At 71.5% G+C, this 15961-nt stretch carries 13 protein-coding genes; 7 read left to right on the top strand and 6 right to left on the bottom strand.

The genetic code is table 11. The annotated features are described in order from the left end of the window. Positions 1–47: 47 nt before the first annotated feature. From ACZ4XD_RS12670 to ACZ4XD_RS12680, 3 genes are read right to left on the bottom strand one after another with little or no spacing between them, the layout of a single operon-like run. Entirely contained in the window at positions 48–1052 is a 1005-nt protein-coding gene (locus ACZ4XD_RS12670) for an aldo/keto reductase (RefSeq protein ID WP_468041376.1), read from the bottom strand. A gap of 17 nt (positions 1053–1069) precedes the next feature. Then, positions 1070–1393, bottom strand: coding sequence for a DUF397 domain-containing protein (locus ACZ4XD_RS12675; RefSeq protein ID WP_468041267.1), 324 nt, complete (start codon positions 1391–1393; stop codon positions 1070–1072). Beyond that, on the bottom strand, positions 1390–2214 hold the full coding sequence (locus ACZ4XD_RS12680; protein ID WP_468041269.1) for a helix-turn-helix domain-containing protein: 825 nt from the start codon (positions 2212–2214) through the stop codon (positions 1390–1392). The genes ACZ4XD_RS12675 and ACZ4XD_RS12680 overlap by 4 nt, the downstream gene beginning before the upstream one ends. Positions 2215–2326: 112 nt before the next feature. Here ACZ4XD_RS12680 and ACZ4XD_RS12685 point away from each other — a divergent pair, with 112 nt between their 5' ends. Then, positions 2327–2740, top strand: coding sequence for an ATP-binding protein (locus ACZ4XD_RS12685; RefSeq protein ID WP_468041272.1), 414 nt, complete (start codon positions 2327–2329; stop codon positions 2738–2740). A gap of 172 nt (positions 2741–2912) precedes the next feature. Then, positions 2913–3923, top strand: a complete 1011-nt coding sequence (locus ACZ4XD_RS12690; RefSeq protein WP_468041275.1) for a helix-turn-helix transcriptional regulator — start codon at positions 2913–2915, stop codon at positions 3921–3923. Between the two features lie 14 nt (positions 3924–3937). Here the strand turns inward: ACZ4XD_RS12690 and ACZ4XD_RS12695 are convergent, their stop codons facing one another. The 3 genes from ACZ4XD_RS12695 to ACZ4XD_RS12705 form a co-directional block, all read right to left on the bottom strand. After that, positions 3938–4903, bottom strand: a complete 966-nt coding sequence (locus ACZ4XD_RS12695; protein ID WP_468041279.1) for a DMT family transporter — start codon at positions 4901–4903, stop codon at positions 3938–3940. An 87-nt stretch (positions 4904–4990) separates the two neighbouring features. Then, on the bottom strand, positions 4991–5716 hold the full coding sequence (locus tag ACZ4XD_RS12700; RefSeq protein ID WP_468041283.1) for a 2OG-Fe dioxygenase family protein: 726 nt from the start codon (positions 5714–5716) through the stop codon (positions 4991–4993). Positions 5717–5751: 35 nt separating this feature from the next. Continuing rightward, complete coding sequence (locus ACZ4XD_RS12705) at positions 5752–6960, bottom strand: argininosuccinate synthase-related protein (protein WP_468041288.1); 1209 nt, start codon at positions 6958–6960, stop codon at positions 5752–5754. A gap of 286 nt (positions 6961–7246) precedes the next feature. Here ACZ4XD_RS12705 and ACZ4XD_RS12710 point away from each other — a divergent pair, with 286 nt between their 5' ends. From ACZ4XD_RS12710 to ACZ4XD_RS12730, 5 genes are all read left to right on the top strand, one after another. Next, positions 7247–9355, top strand: coding sequence for a phosphocholine-specific phospholipase C (locus tag ACZ4XD_RS12710; RefSeq protein ID WP_468041291.1), 2109 nt, complete (start codon positions 7247–7249; stop codon positions 9353–9355). A 244-nt stretch (positions 9356–9599) separates the two neighbouring features. Further along, a complete protein-coding gene (locus tag ACZ4XD_RS12715) occupies positions 9600–11834 on the top strand; it encodes an MMPL family transporter (protein ID WP_468041295.1) in 2235 nt (744 codons plus the stop codon). 129 nt (positions 11835–11963) lie between these two features. Then, the gene (locus tag ACZ4XD_RS12720; RefSeq protein ID WP_468041298.1) at positions 11964–12608 is read left to right on the top strand and encodes a hypothetical protein; all 645 of its coding nucleotides are present in this window, start codon (positions 11964–11966) and stop codon (positions 12606–12608) included. 213 nt (positions 12609–12821) lie between these two features. Next, positions 12822–15497, top strand: a complete 2676-nt coding sequence (locus ACZ4XD_RS12725) for an ABC transporter substrate-binding protein (protein WP_468041301.1) — start codon at positions 12822–12824, stop codon at positions 15495–15497. Between the two features lie 205 nt (positions 15498–15702). Further along, positions 15703–15900 carry a hypothetical protein gene (locus tag ACZ4XD_RS12730; protein ID WP_468041303.1) on the top strand — a complete coding sequence of 66 codons (198 nt, stop codon included), beginning with the start codon at positions 15703–15705 and terminating at the stop codon, positions 15898–15900. Positions 15901–15961: the final 61 nt, after the last annotated feature.

Consider the following 15961-nt stretch of genomic DNA (forward strand, 5'->3'; position numbering starts at 1 on the left):
AGACCCTCCCCCGGGTAGATCGCACCGGACGGCGCCCCCGGACCCGCTCAGTGGCCCAGCCGCTCCAGGGCGGCGAGCGGATAGCGTTCCCCCGCCACGGCGTCGTCGGGCACGGCCGCCCGGAGCAGGGTCAGCTGCTCCGTGCTCAGCTCGGTCCCGGCCGCCGTCGCGTTCTCCTCCAGGTACGTACGGCGCTTGGTGCCGGGGATCGGCACGATGTCCTCGCCCTGGCCGAGCAGCCAGGCGAGGACGGCCTGGGCCGGGGTGCAGCCGAAGGACTCGGCCGCGGCCCGCACGGCCCGGACGAGGCGCAGATTGCGGTCGATGTTCTCCTCGGCGAACCGCGGCCACCGGCGCCGGCTGTCCTCGGCGGTCAGCTCGTCCCGTGCGGCGAGCGCGCCGGTCAGCATGCCGCGCCCGAGCGGCGAGTACGCCACGATGCCGATGCCCAGCTCCCGGCAGGTCGCCAGCATCTCGCCCTCCACGACCTCGCGGGTGAAGAGGGAGTACTCCAGCTGTACGGCGCTGATGGGGTGGACGGCGTGCGCCCGCCGCAGCGTCTGTGGGCTGATCTCGCTGAGGCCGAGGTGGCGTACGGCACCGTCGGCGACGAGCTCCGCCATCGCGCCGACCGTCTCCTCGATGGGGACGGCCGGGTCGCGGCGGTGCAGGTAGTAGAGGTCGATACGGTCCGTGCCGAGGCGGCGCAGCGAGGCGTGGCAGGCCTCGCGCACCCAGGCGGCTGAGGAATCGACCGCGTTCACCCGACCCGTGGCGGCGTCGTGCCGCAGCCCGAACTTGGTCGCGAGGACGAGTCCGTCCCGCAGCGATGCCGTACGGCTGTGCAGCCAGCGGCCGAGGAACTCCTCGTTGGCGCCGCGCCCGTAGGCGTCCGCGGTGTCGAGCAGGGTGACGCCGAGCTCGACGGCGCGGTCGAGCGTACGGAGCGATTCGGCGTCGTCCGGGACGCCGTACGAGGTCGACATCCCCATGCAGCCGAGGCCGAGGGGGGAGACGGCGGGGCCGTTCGTTCCGAGCTGCCGGGGCTTCATGGTCATATCTGCGCCCGTCAGTTGGTGACGTCGGCGAGGAACGCGGACCAGGCGGCGGTGCTCAGGGTGAGTATGGGGCCGCCGGGGTTCTTGGAGTCGCGGATGTGGATGGCGGCGGGGCAGGCGGCGACTTCGAGGCAGTCGCCGCCCTCATCGCTGCTGTGGCTGGACTTGTGCCAGTCGTAGGCGACCTCGATGCAGTTGCCGCCCGCGCTGCCGCTGTGGCTCGACTTCCGCCATTCGTAAGCTACTTCCAGGCAGTTGCCGCCTTCGCTGCCGCTGTAGCTGGACTTGAACCAGTTCAGTCCGTGAGAGAAGTGCTGGGCTGCTGTGCTGGTCATGACTCTCCTAGCAAGTCGTCCAGCAGGCTCTTCGTCTCCTCGGGGGTGAGGGCCTGCGATCGCAGCATCCCATATTTCTGTTGGTACGCACTGACCTCATCCGGGTCATCGACCAGGAAGCTGATCCGCTGGGCTTCGATGTAGGCGAGGTGCTCGTGGTCGGGTGTCTCCAGCAGGAGCAGAGGGCCATCCAGGGAGGCGTGGGTGCGCCGGGCCGTCGGCATGATCTGGAGCCCCAGGAAGGGGAGTTCGGCGCACGAGCGGAGGTGGCGGAGCTGGGCGCGAAGGATCTCCGGGCCGCCGATCGGCCGGTGGAGCACCACCTCTTCCAGGATGAAGTTGAGCATGGGTAGCGGCTTCTTGCGCTCCAGCAGCTTCTGTCGGCTGATGCGTCCCGAGAGCCACACCTCGGCTCGTTCCTCGTCCAGCGGTGGGTAGAGGGAGTCGAACGCTGCCCGCGCGTACGGCTCGGTCTGCAACAGGCCGGGCACCACCTGGTTTTCGTACGACAGAAATGTCAGCGCCGCCTCCTCATGCTCCACCAGGTCCTGTACGAACGCGGGCAGCTTCTCCCGCTCGGGGACCTTCGACACCGCGACCGCCAACACACCCTTGGTGTCGAGGAGTTCGTCCAAGGTCTCGGCCAGGTCGAGTTTCAGTGGCCGGCGGCCCTGCTCGATGGAGCCGATGGTGTCCTCGTGGAGTCCCACCCGCTCGGCCAGTGCGGGCTGGGTGATGCGGGCGGCCCGGCGGAAATGACTCAGCTGGGCGCCGATGACATGCCAGGACGTGATTTTCTTCGGTTTGTTCGCCGATTGCATGCGGTCTGCCTTCCCCTCCCTGTGACGGCATGACACAGCCAGAAGTCGTACAGCGGATCTGTACGACCTGACACTGTGGTCCAGCATAGTTACGCACTGTGACAGTGGTGCCATGCAAAAGGAGATCCAGACGCTCTGTGCCCGTACGGTGCGCTACCGGCGGGAGCGCCGATCCGTGCCGCTGGCCAGGGAGTTCGCCCGTAACACGCTCGTTGAATGGGACCTGGAACGCCGGGCGGACGAGGTGCTGCTGTGTGTCAGTGAGCTGGCCACCAATGCCCTGCGGCACGGTGTTCCGCCGGGCCGTGAGTACCGGCTGCGGCTGTTGCTGGGTGAGGACGGGCTGCTGCGGGTCGAGGTGCACGACAGCGGGGGCGGGGAGCCGCGGGTTCCGGTGCGGGACGGTGCGGCGGAAGAGGAGTGCGGGCGGGGGCTGTTGCTGGTGTCCGCGCTCGCGGACAAGTGGGGGGTGGGGGAGCGCGCTCCGGGCAAGATCGTGTGGTGTGAGTGGTGGCCGGTGTGGTGAGCGGTGGGCGGCGGTCCGGGACGTCCACGATGAGAGACCGGGCGTGGACAGTGGATATGACGGCCGCCTACGATCCTGAAACTCGGTCCTGGGTCCGCTCTCCGGCGGGGCGGACCGTTCCGTCCGCGCCCACGCCAATGACGCCGTGACACGCACTCTTCATGGAGGTGTCATGCGTTCGCGTTCCGGTCCCGACCGAGCCGACGAGGTCTTCAACTTACTTCTGGTGCACGGTGATTGCCCGCCCGCACGGGCGGCGGAGCAGCTCGGCATGACGAGCCGGAAGTTCCAGGAGACCTTGCGATATCTGGCCGCCATGGGGCTGGTGCGGCCGTCCCGCGACGGGGCGTTGCCCGTTCCGGTGTCTCCGGAGACCGCGTTCGCCCTGCTGCTGGACACCGCCGAGCAGACGATGGCGGACCGGCTCGTCGGACTGCGTTCGCTGCGCGCCGCCTTCAGCGCGCTGGCCGACAGCCTGCCGGTCCCTCCCCCGGGTGCCGGGCGGTCCGCGGCCCGGATGGAGGTGCGGGTGGGAGCGCAGCGGATCGCGGAGAGCATGGACGCCATGGCGGCTGCGGCGCGCCGGGAGGTCCTCGCGCTGTGCCCGTACGACCCGGCCGCGCCGGAGTGCTGGGACGAGGCCGGACGGCGCGGTGTCCAGGTCCTGGCGCGGGGAGTCTCCGTGCGCGCCGTCCATCTGCACTCGACCCCGGAGAACGCGGCCGGCCATGCGCATCTGTGCGGGCTGCGGCGCGCGGGTGCCGAGGTGCGGCTCGCGATGACCTTGCCGTTCCGGCTCACCCTGGTCGATGAGGAGCGGGCACTTGTCACCCTGGGTGCGGAAGGCGGGGAGGTGACGGCGCTGGAGATCCACGGTGCCGCGATGTGCCGTTTGCTGCGGCAGGTCTTCGAGCACTGCTGGGTGTATGCGGAGCGGCTGACCGACGCCGGTCCCGATGCCGCGCAACGGGGCTCGCACGAGGCGGCGTTGACCGACCGGGAGCAGATGGTTCTCCGGATGTTCGCCGCCGGACTGAAGGACCGGGCCATCGCCCGCAACCTCGGGGTGTCCGACCGTACGCTGCGCCGGACCATCACTCCGCTGCTGACCAAGCTGGGGGCGGAGAGCAGGTTCCAGGCGGGCATGATGGCCGTCGAACGGGGAGTGCTGTCCCGGGTTTAGCCGCGGTTGCCGGGTCAGGCCGCCCCGGCCGGCTGCGGTGCCGCCGGCCGGTCCTCCTCCGCGGTGGCCGGCGGCGCCGTGGCCTGCCGGCCCCAGGTCGTACCGATGAGCACCAGAGCCGCCCCGGCCACGCCGAGCGCGCCGGGCCGGTCCCCGCCGATGGCGACACCGATGACGGCGGCCCACAGCGGCTCGGTGCCCAGCAGCAGGCTCACCCGGGACGGCGAGGTCCGGCGCACCGCCCACATCTGGACGAAGAAGGCGAAGAGCGTGCACATCAGCGCCAGATAGAGGAGCGCGGCCCACTGCTGGGGGGAGTAGGCGGCCGCGGCGTCCACCGGGGAGACGGCGGCGAAGGGCGCGGCGAGGGCGAAGACGACGACGGCGGCGGCGAACTGGACGACGGTCAGCGCCCCTGAGTCGGTCGAACGGACCGCCTTCATCCGGCTCATGGCCATCACGTGCACGGTGCGGGCGACGGCCGCGAGCAGCATCAGGAGGTCGCCGGACGACGGGGCGGTGAACCCGGACCCCTGGGTCAGCAGGGCCACTCCGGTCACGGACAGCGTGGCTGCGCCGATGAATGCCCCGGTGGGGCGGGTACGGGTGGCCACGGCCTCCGCGAGCGGGGTGAAGATCATGGTCAGGCTGATGAGGAGGCCGGCGTTGGTCGCCGAGGTGTGCACCACTCCGAAGGTCTCCAGCACCAGCACACCTGACAGCAGCATGCCGAGGACCGCGCCCGCGGCGAACTCCCGGCCGCTCAGCCGGGTGATCCCGCGGCCCGCGACCACCGCCATCACCGGCGTGGCCAGCACGAATCGCAGCAGGAGCAGGGCGATGACGGTGGTCCCGGTGGCCAGCTCCTTGGCGGCCAGGTAGCTGGAACCCCAGACCACGGCCACCAGGACGACGGGAACATCGATGAGCCAGAGGGGCCGGTTGCCCTGGCGCGCGGTACGGGTGGTCACGGTGGTCATGGTGGTGAGGTCCTTGGTTCGCGGGGGAGTCAGGCCGGCCCCGGCACGCCGCGGGGGCGGGGTGCCGGGGCCCGTCGGTGCGGCCGGTCAGCGGGCGGTGAAGGCGACCACCAGTACGTCGCGGTGCGCGGGCGCCGTCGCGTCCACCGGGCGCACCGGGGTGACGGAGTGCAGGGTGCGGCGGTCGTCCCCGAGCAGCAGGTCGCCGGGGTGGGTGAGCGTGGTGGTGAGCAGTTCCTCGCCGGAGTCGGCGAAGACGGCGCTCTCGCCGCCTTCGACATTGAGCCTACGGATCATCAGCGAGGTGATGAACGTGACCCCGTCGCGGTGCCGCCCCTCGGGCGCGGGCTGCCCGGTCTGCTCGTGGCCCGCGGTGATCCGGTACGGGTGCAGTTTGATGTTCCAGGCGGCGGTGCCGTCGGCCGCGGTGAACAGCGCGGCCATGGTCAGCAGCAGGGAACGCAGCAGCGGGTCCGCGGTGAACTCCTCCGTCAGCGGGTCGAAGTGCCGCTCGACGCCGCCGTTGAGCGGATTGATGGTGCTCTCCTGGAGGTACGGCGCGTGCGGCAGCGCCGTGAGGGTGCCCGTCGAGGTCTCCACATCGAACTGGCCGTAGCGGCGGAAGCGATACGTACCGCCGTCGGCCATGTGCGTATCCAGCGTGAGGGCGTCCCAATGGGCGCCGAAGCGGGCCCAGTCGGCCGCGCCGGCGTTCAGCAGCGCGGACAGCTCCGGGGCCGGTATGAGGTGGCCGCCGGGGCCGGTCAGCGCGCGGACGGCGGGGGCGAGGGCGGCGGAAGTGAGGGTGTTCACCGTGCGGGTACTCCTGTGGCGTGCTCGGGCGGGTGTCAGACGAGAACGGGGGCGGGGGCCGGCGCCGCACGGTGCGCGGCGGACTCCAGGGCGATGGCGCGGTCCTCCCACGCCTCGCGGTCGCGCAGATAGCGGGGGCGGGCCGCGGTGATGGCGCGGGTCTCCGCGCCACCCAGCCGCAGCTCCCAGGTCACCGAGCCGCTCGTGGGGGCCGCGCAGGCATCGATGAAGTGCTGTGCGGCGAGGCGCAGTTCACCGAACCAGCGCCCTTCCAGTGCCTCGCGGACCCAGATCTGCTCCAGCTGCTGCTTCTCCCGGATCAGCTCCGCGCCGAGGCAGGCGCTCTCGATGTGGCGGTAGGACCGCAGGAGCAGCGACGCGGCCGGCATCTCCCGTATTTCGAGCACCTTTTCCCCGTGGTCCAGGTGCTCAAGACCGGAATAGCGGCCGAGGCCGTACGCACCGGCCCGCACGTTGAGCTCACCGATCAGCTCGGTCAGCGGCATGCGCCGGCCGTCCACGGAGACCGGCAGCCCTGCCTCGAACGTGACGGTCACCCTGCTCGGCGCGGTGTCCGCGCGCGGCGCGCTCCAGCGGTACATGTCCTCGGGGACCGCATGGTCCTCGGGGTCGTCGAGGATGCCGGACTCGAACTCCCGGCACCACAGGTTGGAGTCGCCGCTGACCAGCCGGCCGACGAGCAGGTCGACACCGGCGTCCCGCAGCTCCGCGTGCTTGCGGTCCCGGTCGACGGGGCTGAGGTCGTACGGGCTGCCGTAGGGGCCGGGGTAACCGAGCAGGTCCAGCGCACCGTTGAGGCGCCGGAGGGTGTTCTGCGAGCGGTTGGCGGTGTGGAGGACGGCCTGGGCGCCGAGCCGGCCGGCCAGCTCCGCCGCCGCCTGGGCTATCAGCGGGCGGCTGAGGGTCGAGCTCACGGGGTGGATCCCGAGATAGACGGCCTGGGCGGCGATGGCCTTGGCCACGTACCGGTCGGCGAACTCCTCGCGTTTGTCGAGCACATGCAGCTGGGCGCCCAGGGCCTGGGCCACTTCGCGTTTGTAGCCGGTGGACTCGTCCTCGCCGATGTCGACGCTGACGGCGTGCACCTCACGGATGCCCTGCTCCCGGAGCTTCAGCAGGAGATACGAGCTGTCGAGTCCGCCGCTGAAGAGCGTCACCACGGGGCGCGTGGGGTCGAGCAGCGTGTCGAGCTGGGAGAAGGAGCGAATGGGTGGTGGTGCCATGGCGTGTGCTTCCTCCGAAAGATCATCTTCGGAGCCCCTGGTGACGCCTCAGGCGTCCTGCGGCCCCCTGAGAATGATCTTTCCGGGGCGGGTGCCCGCGGGGAACAGTGAGCGCGCGCCGGTAGCGGCCACGTCCGCTCCCGGCCAGGGGTCGCCGGTTCCCAAAGTTGTCACCCCGCTACCTATCGCCGGTCACGGGAGTCCGCTAGCGTCCCCGTCGCCCCATCGCAATGGATTGAGTGCAGACCATTGGCTGACTGATGGACCGTCGACTGGGAGGTCGGACGTGGCACCGGAGGTATCTCGTAGGCACGTACTGGGAGTTGGCGCGGCCGCGGCGGGCGCGGCGGTGGCCGGGTCGCTGCTGCCGCCGTCGTTGCAGCAGGCGCTGGCGGCCGACGCGGCGCGGCCGGCCCGCGGCGGCGGGCTCGCGGACATCCGGCATGTGATCGTGCTGATGCAGGAGAACCGCTCCTTCGACCACTACTTCGGGATGCTGCGCGGCGTACGCGGCTATGCCGACCGCAATGCGATCGAACTGCCCGGCGGCCGGAGCGTCTTCGAGCAGCCGGGGCTGCTGGGCCTCGGCACCGTGCTGCCCTTCTCGGTGCGCGAGGCGGCCGCCGCGCAGAAGAAGGACCGGCAGTACATCGGCGCGCTGGACCACAGCTGGTTCGGCGGGGCGGTGGCGTGGAACGGCGGCTGGATGAACAACTGGGTCACCGCCAAGACCGCGGCCACCATGGCGCACTACGACCGGCAGGACGTCCCGCTGCACTACGAGCTCGCGGACACCTTCACCGTCTGCGACGCCTACCATTCCTCGATCCACTCCTCGACCAGCCCCAACCGCAACCACCTGGTGAGCGGTTGGACGGGCTACGAGCCCAACGGGAAGCGCGCGGTGGGCAACGATGCCTATGAGGAGGACACCCACCCCGGCTACACCTGGACCACCTACGCCGAGCGGCTGGAGAAGGCCGGCCGCAGCTGGCGCGTCTACCAGGAGTGGGACAACTTCACCGACAACAACCTGGAGTTCTACGCGCGCTTCAAGACGGTCGCGAAGAAGGCCCTGGCCAAGGTGGACGGGGTGCGGAACATGACCGCCTTCTACCTGACGCTGGCGGGCGCCGACGAGGCCGGGCGCACGCGGCTCACGGGGCTCCTGGAGGAGGGCGTCAGGACGCTGAGCCGCGCGGAGCGGAGCCTGTTCGAGCGGGCGCTGCGTAGGGGGGAGCCGGGCACCCTGGCGACCGCGTTCGCCGCGGACGTGGCGAACGGCAGGCTGCCCGAGGTGTCCTACCTCGTGCCGTCCGCCGCGGACTCCGAGCACCCCGGCTCGTCCTCACCGGTGGAGAGCGCCACCCTCGTCTACAAGGTGCTGGACGCGCTCGGCCGGCACCCGGACGTCTGGCGGCACACCGCGCTCTTCCTGACCTACGACGAGAACGACGGGTTCTTCGATCATGTGCCGCCCCCGGTGCCGCCCGCCGGGACCGACGGGGAATTCTGGGAGGGCCGGCCGACCGGTCTGGGCATCCGGGTGCCGATGCTCGTCATCTCGCCGTGGACGGTCGGCGGCTACGCCTGCTCCCAGGTCTTCGACCACACCTCGATCACCCGCTTCCTGGAGCGCTGGACCGGGATCGAGGAGCCCCACATCAGCGCCTGGCGGCGCACCGTCTGCGGCGATCTGACCGCCGCCTTCGACTTCTCCCGTGGGCGCAGGCAGCCGTCGGTGCGGCAACCCGGCGCGATCCCGGCGTTCAGCGGGCGCTGGGCGCCGCAGCCGCCGCTCCGGCAGGCGCTGCCGCGGCAGGAGCGCGGCGTCCGGCCGGCCAGGGCGCTGCCCTACCAGCCGGACGCCGACGGCGGCTTCGATCCGGCCGCCGCGGTCTTCCGGATGGCCGTCCGTAACGCCGGCCGGGCCTCCGCCCACCTGGCGCTCTATCCGTACGCGAGGGAATTCGATGTGCCGCAGCACCGGGACGTACGGGGGAAGGGGCGGTGGGAGGTGCCGGTGAAGGACGGCAGATACCGCTTCACGGTGACCGGGCCGAACGGCTTCCGGCGGGAATTCGCCGGCAGCGGGCAGGGCGCCGCCGCGGCCGTCAAGATCAGTACGCGGATCGACGCCGGGCGGCAGGAGCTCCATCTGACCGTCACCAACCCCGGCCGCACCGAGCTGACCTGCACCCTCACGCCGCTGGCCTATACGGACAGCGCGCCGCGCACGGTGCGGGTGCAGGCCGGCCGCAGCCGCACCGTCGGGTATCCCGCCGCGGCCGCGCACGGCTGGTACGACCTCGGCCTCACGGTCGCCGAGGACCGGTCCTTCCACCGCCGGTTCATGGGGCACATCGAGAACGGCAAGGAGTCGGTCACCGGCTGAGACGCGGCATACGGGGCCAGGGCAGGGGGCGGGGCGGGGAGGAGTTCCCTCTTCCCGTCCCTTTGTGGGGAAGGCCACAAAAAGGTCAAAGGATCTTTTCCTGCTGGCATCCTGCCCCGGGGGGTGGACCGGGCGCTTCCGCTTGTGCGTGTGCGACGGCCCGCCCCGTCCCCGTACATCCGCGTTCGGCACCGCCCGCCCCCCGGGAGTTATCGACGCCCGACCCGGGAAGCAGACGAGGTCCGTGACCGCTCTGGCTCGGTGGTGTCTCCGGCGCCGCATCGTGGTGATCGTGCTCTGGCTCGCCGCCTTCGCGGGGGTCGCCGTCGCGGCGGGGGTGACCGGGGCCGCGTACTCCAACAACTACGAGGTGCCCGGGACCGAATCGGGGCAGGCGAGCGCCCGGATGGCGAAGGCCTTCCCGGACCGCTCCGGGGACGGCGACACCCTCGTATGGCACACGGACTCCGGAACGGTGCGCTCCGGCGCCGTGGAAAAGACCATGCGGCACACCCTGAAGGAGATCGCCGAACTGCCCGGCGTCTCCGACGTGCAGGGCCCCTACGGCAAACACGGCACGGGCGGCGCCGGCACCCGGCAGATCAGCAAGGACGGGCACACCGCCTACGCTTCCGTGATCTTCGACCGGCCCACCGACGAGCTGAACGTCGCCCAGGTCGGCAAGGTCGTCGACACCGCGCAGCGCGCGTCCGGCCCGGACCTCCAGGTCGAGCTGGGCGGCGCCGGCATCGCGCTGACCGAGGCACCACGCGCCCAACTGGCGGAGATCATCGGGCTGGGCGCCGCGGCCGTGGTGCTCTTCCTCGCCTTCGGCTCGCTCGCCGCGACCTTCCTGCCGATCGTCACCGCGCTCGCCGCCGTCGGCACCGCCTCGGCCGGCATCACCCTGCTCAGCCACGCCATGACCGTCGCCGACTTCGCCCCCATGCTCGGCATGCTGATCGGGCTCGGCGTCGGCATCGACTACGCGCTGTTCATCGTCACCCGGCACCGCAAGGGCCTGCGAGCGGGCCTGCCGGTCGAGGAGGCCGCCACCCGGGCCGTCGCGGTATCCGGGCGCGCGGTCGTCTTCGCCGGTGCCACGGTCTGTATCGCGCTGCTGGGCATGCTGATCCTGCGGCTGAGCTTCCTCAACGGCGTCGCCCTCGCCGCCTCGCTCACCGTCGTCCTGACCGTGGCCGCCGCCATCACGCTGCTGCCGGCGCTGCTCGGGCTGATCGGGACGCGGGCGCTGAGCCGCCGCGAGCGCCGCCGGCTGGCCGAGCACGGACCACGGGTGGAGCGTCCCGCCGGGATCGCCGCCCGCTGGTCCGGCTTCGTCGAGCGGCACCCGAAACTGCTGGGCACCGTCGCGGCGGCCGTCATGCTCGTCCTGGCACTGCCGACCTTCGGCCTCCATCTCGGCACGTCCGACCAGGGCAACAACCCGGCAACCTCGACCACCCGCAAGGCGTACGACCTGCTCGCGGGCGACGGCCACGGGAGCGGCTTCGGCCCCGGCTTCAACGGGCCGCTGACGCTCGTCGGCACCCTGGACGGCGCCAACGACCGGATCGCGTTCTCGGACCTGCCGGACCGGCTGCGGGACACCCCCGGAGTCGCCCAGGTCAGCCGTCCCGCGTTCGACGGCAACCACAGCACCGGCGTGATCACCGTCGTACCCACCACCTCACCGCAGTCCCGGCAGACCTCCGACCTGGTGGAACGTCTGCGGACCGAGGTGCTGCCCGAGGCCGGGGGCACGAGCACGCTGCGCGTACAGGTCGGCGGGATCACCGCGAGCTACGACGACTTCGCGTCCGTCATCGTCGGCAAACTGCCGCTCTTCATCGGCGTCGTGATCGCGCTGGGCTCGGTCCTGCTGCTGCTCGCCTTCCGCAGCATCGGCATCCCGCTCAAGGCCGCGCTGATGAACGTCGCCGCCGTGGCCTCGTCCTTCGGGATCGTGGTCGCGGTCTTCCAGTGGGGCTGGGGCAGCGAACTGCTGGGGCTGGGCAGCGCCGGCCCGGTCGAGCCCTTCCTGCCGGTCATCATGGTGTCGGTGCTCTTCGGGCTGTCCATGGACTACCAGGTGTTCCTGGTCTCCCGGATGTACGAGGAGTGGCAGCTGACCCACGACAACCGGCGGGCGGTACGGGTCGGCCTCGCCGAGACCAGCCGCGTGATCAACTCGGCGGCGGTCATCATGATCGCGGTGTTCGGGGCCTTCATCCTCAGCGGCGACCGGATCATCGCGATGTTCGGCATCGGCCTGGCCGGCGCCGTCGCCCTCGACGCCTTCGTGCTCCGTACGCTGCTGGTGCCCGCCCTGATGCATCTGCTGGGCGGCGCCAACTGGTGGCTGCCGTCCTGGCTCGACCGATGGCTGCCCCGGATCAGCATCGAGCCGCCGCCGGAGCCGGGCGGGGTGCGGCTGCCCGGTCCCCAGGACGGGGAGAAACCGCTGGTGGGGGTGTAGCCACCGGTCCCGGATCGGCCTCGGACCCCGCTCGGGTGCGGCCCCCGTGGTCGGCGTGTCGCCGTCCGCCGTGCGCTCGGCGCCGCGGTTCTCATCCGACTCTCAGACGGGACGCCTACCGTCGCGCCCATGGGTACCAGGACGACCGAGAAGAAGACCGACGACGAGAAGACCGTGCCGGCGCAGACCGCCACGGAGACAGCCGAGATTCCGGAGGCCACCGAGGCCGAGGCGGCCGGCAAGGCCGCCGCCAAGGCCGATGAGCAGGCCGATGACAACGCCGCCCTCGCCGCGCAGGACGAGGCCAGTGACCTCGGCGCGGACGACGGCACCGACGAGCCCGGCCAGGGCCTCGACACCGCGCCCGTAGCGGCCTCCACCGGGATCGCCGCCGGCGCCGGTGCCGTCGTCGCCGCGGGGCTCGGCCTCGCATCCGTCACCGGCACCTGGCTCGGTACGACGATGGCCGAGCGGGCGAACCTGATGGGCCAGATCAAGCTCCAGTCGGGCAAGGCCAGCGACCAGATCGCCGCCGTCTACGGCGCCTCCTGGCACACCAACGCCCTGGTCAACGGAGTCTTCGCGCTGCTGGCCGTGATCGCCGCCGCAGTGGCGCTGACCCGCGGCCGCGCCACCTGGGTGCGGGCCGTCGCCTTCGGCGGACTGGCGCTGGGCGTGCTGGGGATCCTGATCTCCGCGGGCATGTACCTCGACCTGTTCGGCAGCATGCCGACCGTGCCCAAGGCCCCGCCCGGCGGACCGGCCGCTCCGTAGGGCACCGAAACCGACGTCCGCCGAAGACCCACCGGTCCGTCCGGTGGGTCTTCGCCGTTGGTGGGGGCGCGGTGGGCCTGCCGGGCCCGCTCCCGGCGCATCGACGGCGGCGGCCGCGCGTCATCCACAAATTCCGCAAGTCGATTGAGCCCTCGCGGTCACGCATCTAGCATGGGCAATTACCGTGCGTAGATCGTTAGTGAGACCTTTGAGGTGAGATCCGCGAACAATTCCGTCGAACCCTCCTCCTTCCCCGACGATGCCGGAGCGGACTACTTCATCCGCGAGTACCGCACCGCCGTGAACCCCGCCCGGCGCGACCTCCTGGAGAACAAGCCGCCACTGCTCATCCTCGGTACGTCGGCGGACTCCCCGGAGTCCCACACCCACCGGGTCCTCGAAGCGCTGCGTTGGGCACTGGGCCCCGAGTACAAGCGCGTTCCGCACACGGTGCTGTACGCCGAGGACGAGGTGCCGCTGCTGACCGTCCAGGCGGGCACGGGCCTCGGATTCGACATCCCCCGGCGCTCGACCCCCGACCGGTTCCCCAACTTCTGGCTGATGGCGGATGTCGTCGCCCAGATACAGGAAAGCCGTCCGGGCGGCGGCGGCCTGGGGGCGCGGAAGTTACGCGACCACGTCTACCGCCGGCGGGCCGAACGGGGCGGCCTCCCCGGCCTGTTGTGGCACATGGGCGGCACGGATACCGCGCCCATCGGCGGGGTGTACGGCTTCTTCGTCGGGCTCGTATGGCACTCGCTGACCCGGGCCCTGCCCCGGTGGATCTGGGCCCGTCGGCAGAACCGCCGGCTCGTCAGGTCCAAGCGGAGCGGCTGGCTCGGCAAACACCTCAACGCGACCGCCGGCGGGGCGCCGGTGTTCGAACTCCTCGACCAGGTAGGGGCCCGCCAGTCGCCCCGGCTGAGTCTGGAGCCCAGCCATCCGCGCCACAAGGAGGGCCTCGCCGCCCTCGAACTCCTCCTGATGCGCGCCCTGTTGGAGGACCTGAGCAAACCCGCCGTCGGACGGCTGCTGCCCAAGCGCCGCCGAAGGGTGGCCCGCCCCGTACTGCTGGTGGAGATTCCGCCGGAGGGCGCCCCGGGAGCCGACGCGGCGGAGCGGTTCCTGCGCGCGTTCCACACCCTTCAGGCCGGGCCGGCCGGGCCCGGCCCGCTCGTCATCGCGGTCGGCCGTCCCTCCGGCTCCCTGCAGGCCGATCTGGGCGTGGAACGCACCAACCTCCGCCGGGCGAGCAGCCTGCTCCACTCCAGCAACCCGCGGCCGGTCGTGGTGCCCCTGGAGGACGAGCCCTTCGAGCGCCCCGGGCTGCAGATCCCCCCGGTGCAGCCGCGGAAGTTCACGATCGGCTGGCGCGCCGTGACCGCCGTCGAACTGGCCGCGCTGGCCACGCTCCTGGTGGGCGGCGCCCTCGCACCCGGCTTCTGGGAAACGCCGCCGGACACCCGGTGCGTGGGCGGGGACCGGCCGGCTGCGGCCGGCAGCCAGACCGAGCGCGTCGAGGTCAGGCCGCAGCAGTGGTACCAGGATGCGCTGGACCGGATCGACAAGCAGAACGGAGAGGCCGAGAAGTACGCCGGGGACCGCGCGGTGCGCACCGTCGTGCTCTTCGAATCGACCCCTCCGACGAGTGCCGAGGACACCATCTTCGACGGTGCCATCCCCGAACTGCGCGGGGTCGCGATGTGGCAGCAGCGGCTGATCGAGGACGCCGCTTCGGACGCCTCCCGGGTACCGCTGCGGGTGGAAGTGCGGCAGGCCGGTGCGGGCTTCCGGCAAGCCGTCCGCGCCGTGCGTGACCTCGTCCGGGAAGTCGGGCAGGAGAACTCCGGGAAGGCGTACGAGCAGATCGTCGGCGTCCTGGGCTTCGCGCAGAGCACCAAGGAGACCCAGCAGGCCGTGAAGGAACTGGGCGCCATCGGCATGCCGGTGGTCGGCACCACCGCGACGGCGGACGAGATGCAACAGAGCGATTCCTACTGGCCCTTCACCCCGGCCAACAGCACGGAAGCAGGCATCGAGGCCGCCTTCGCCGCCCATTCCCCCCTCGTGGCGAAGCCGGGGCAGACGGACCCGCACGCGCCCGTGGAATGCGTTCCCGCCGGGCACGCGGTGATCGTACGGACCCCCGACGACCTCTACAGCGAGAGCCTCGCCGAGAGGTTCCAGCATGCCTTCAAGGGGGGTGAGACGGTCATCAGCTTCCGCCAGGACTCACAGCCCTTCGCCACACAAGCGGGTACGCAGAAGGCGACCACGGCCGACCAGCTCGTCGGCCAGGTGTGCCAGGCCCTGAAGGCCGAACCGGACACCGCCGTCTACTGGACCGCACGGGCGAAGGACTTCACGGCCTTCGTCAGAGCCATGGACACCAACGGGACCTGCATCGAGAACGATCTCACCGTGCTCGGCGGCAACGAGCTGACGAATGTGGCGCTCACCGGCCAGTATGCCGACAAGGACTGGCTCCGGCTGTACCACTCCGCGCACCGCCTCCCCGAGGAGGACCAGCGCGCCAGCGCGAAGACCAAGGCGTTCGTGCGCCAGTACAACGGGCAGTATCCGCAGGACCCCTGGCGGCAGGACGGGCACTCCGCGGTCTCCTACGACGCCTTCCACGTCCTGTCCAGGGCCGTGGACAACGCGGGCAGCTCCGTGCGGCGGGAATCCGTTCTGACCGCCCTGAGAAACAACATCACCTTCGACGGTGCCACCGGTTTCGTCAGCTTCTCCGAGTTCAGCAGTGGCCCCCCGAAGCGGAAGACCCTGGTGATCCTCCGGCAGTCGGCCGGCGAGCCCGAAGCGGTGGTCGCCTGCGGGGCGTACAGCCTGACGGCACCGAAGCGACAGGATCCGCCCTGCCGCGACTGACCCTCACCGCAGCCGTTCTCCGGGGTCCCTACGGCCCCCGGAGACCCTCCCTAGGCACCCCTCCGTCCGCCGCCGCCGCTTCCTAAGGACCGTACGGACACGAAGATCGGGCAGCCTCCCGATGTGGCGGACCCCCCTGGGAGACGAGGCTGGAGCCACTCGACGAACCGTCGGGCACCACCTCACCACCATCAGGGGAGACACCATGTTCCACTCCGAGCTGGAGCTGCGGGTCCGCTACGAAGAGCTGCGCCGCCGGGCCGACCGGCAGCGCCTGGAGCGCGAGGCGACCGAGGCCCGGCGTGCCGGGCGCCGCGGCGCCGCCCGCTCCGGGGCCGACGAACCCGAGGGGCGGGTGAGTACCTGGGGCCGGCGGGCGCGGATCCGCCGCGCCACCGCCTGACCGCGAGGCCCCCGTGCCACCCCCACCCCGGCCCCGCGGCCGGCCCGGCCCCCGCACGCCC

It is taken from the genome of Streptomyces sp. NPDC029466 (genome assembly GCF_055574515.1).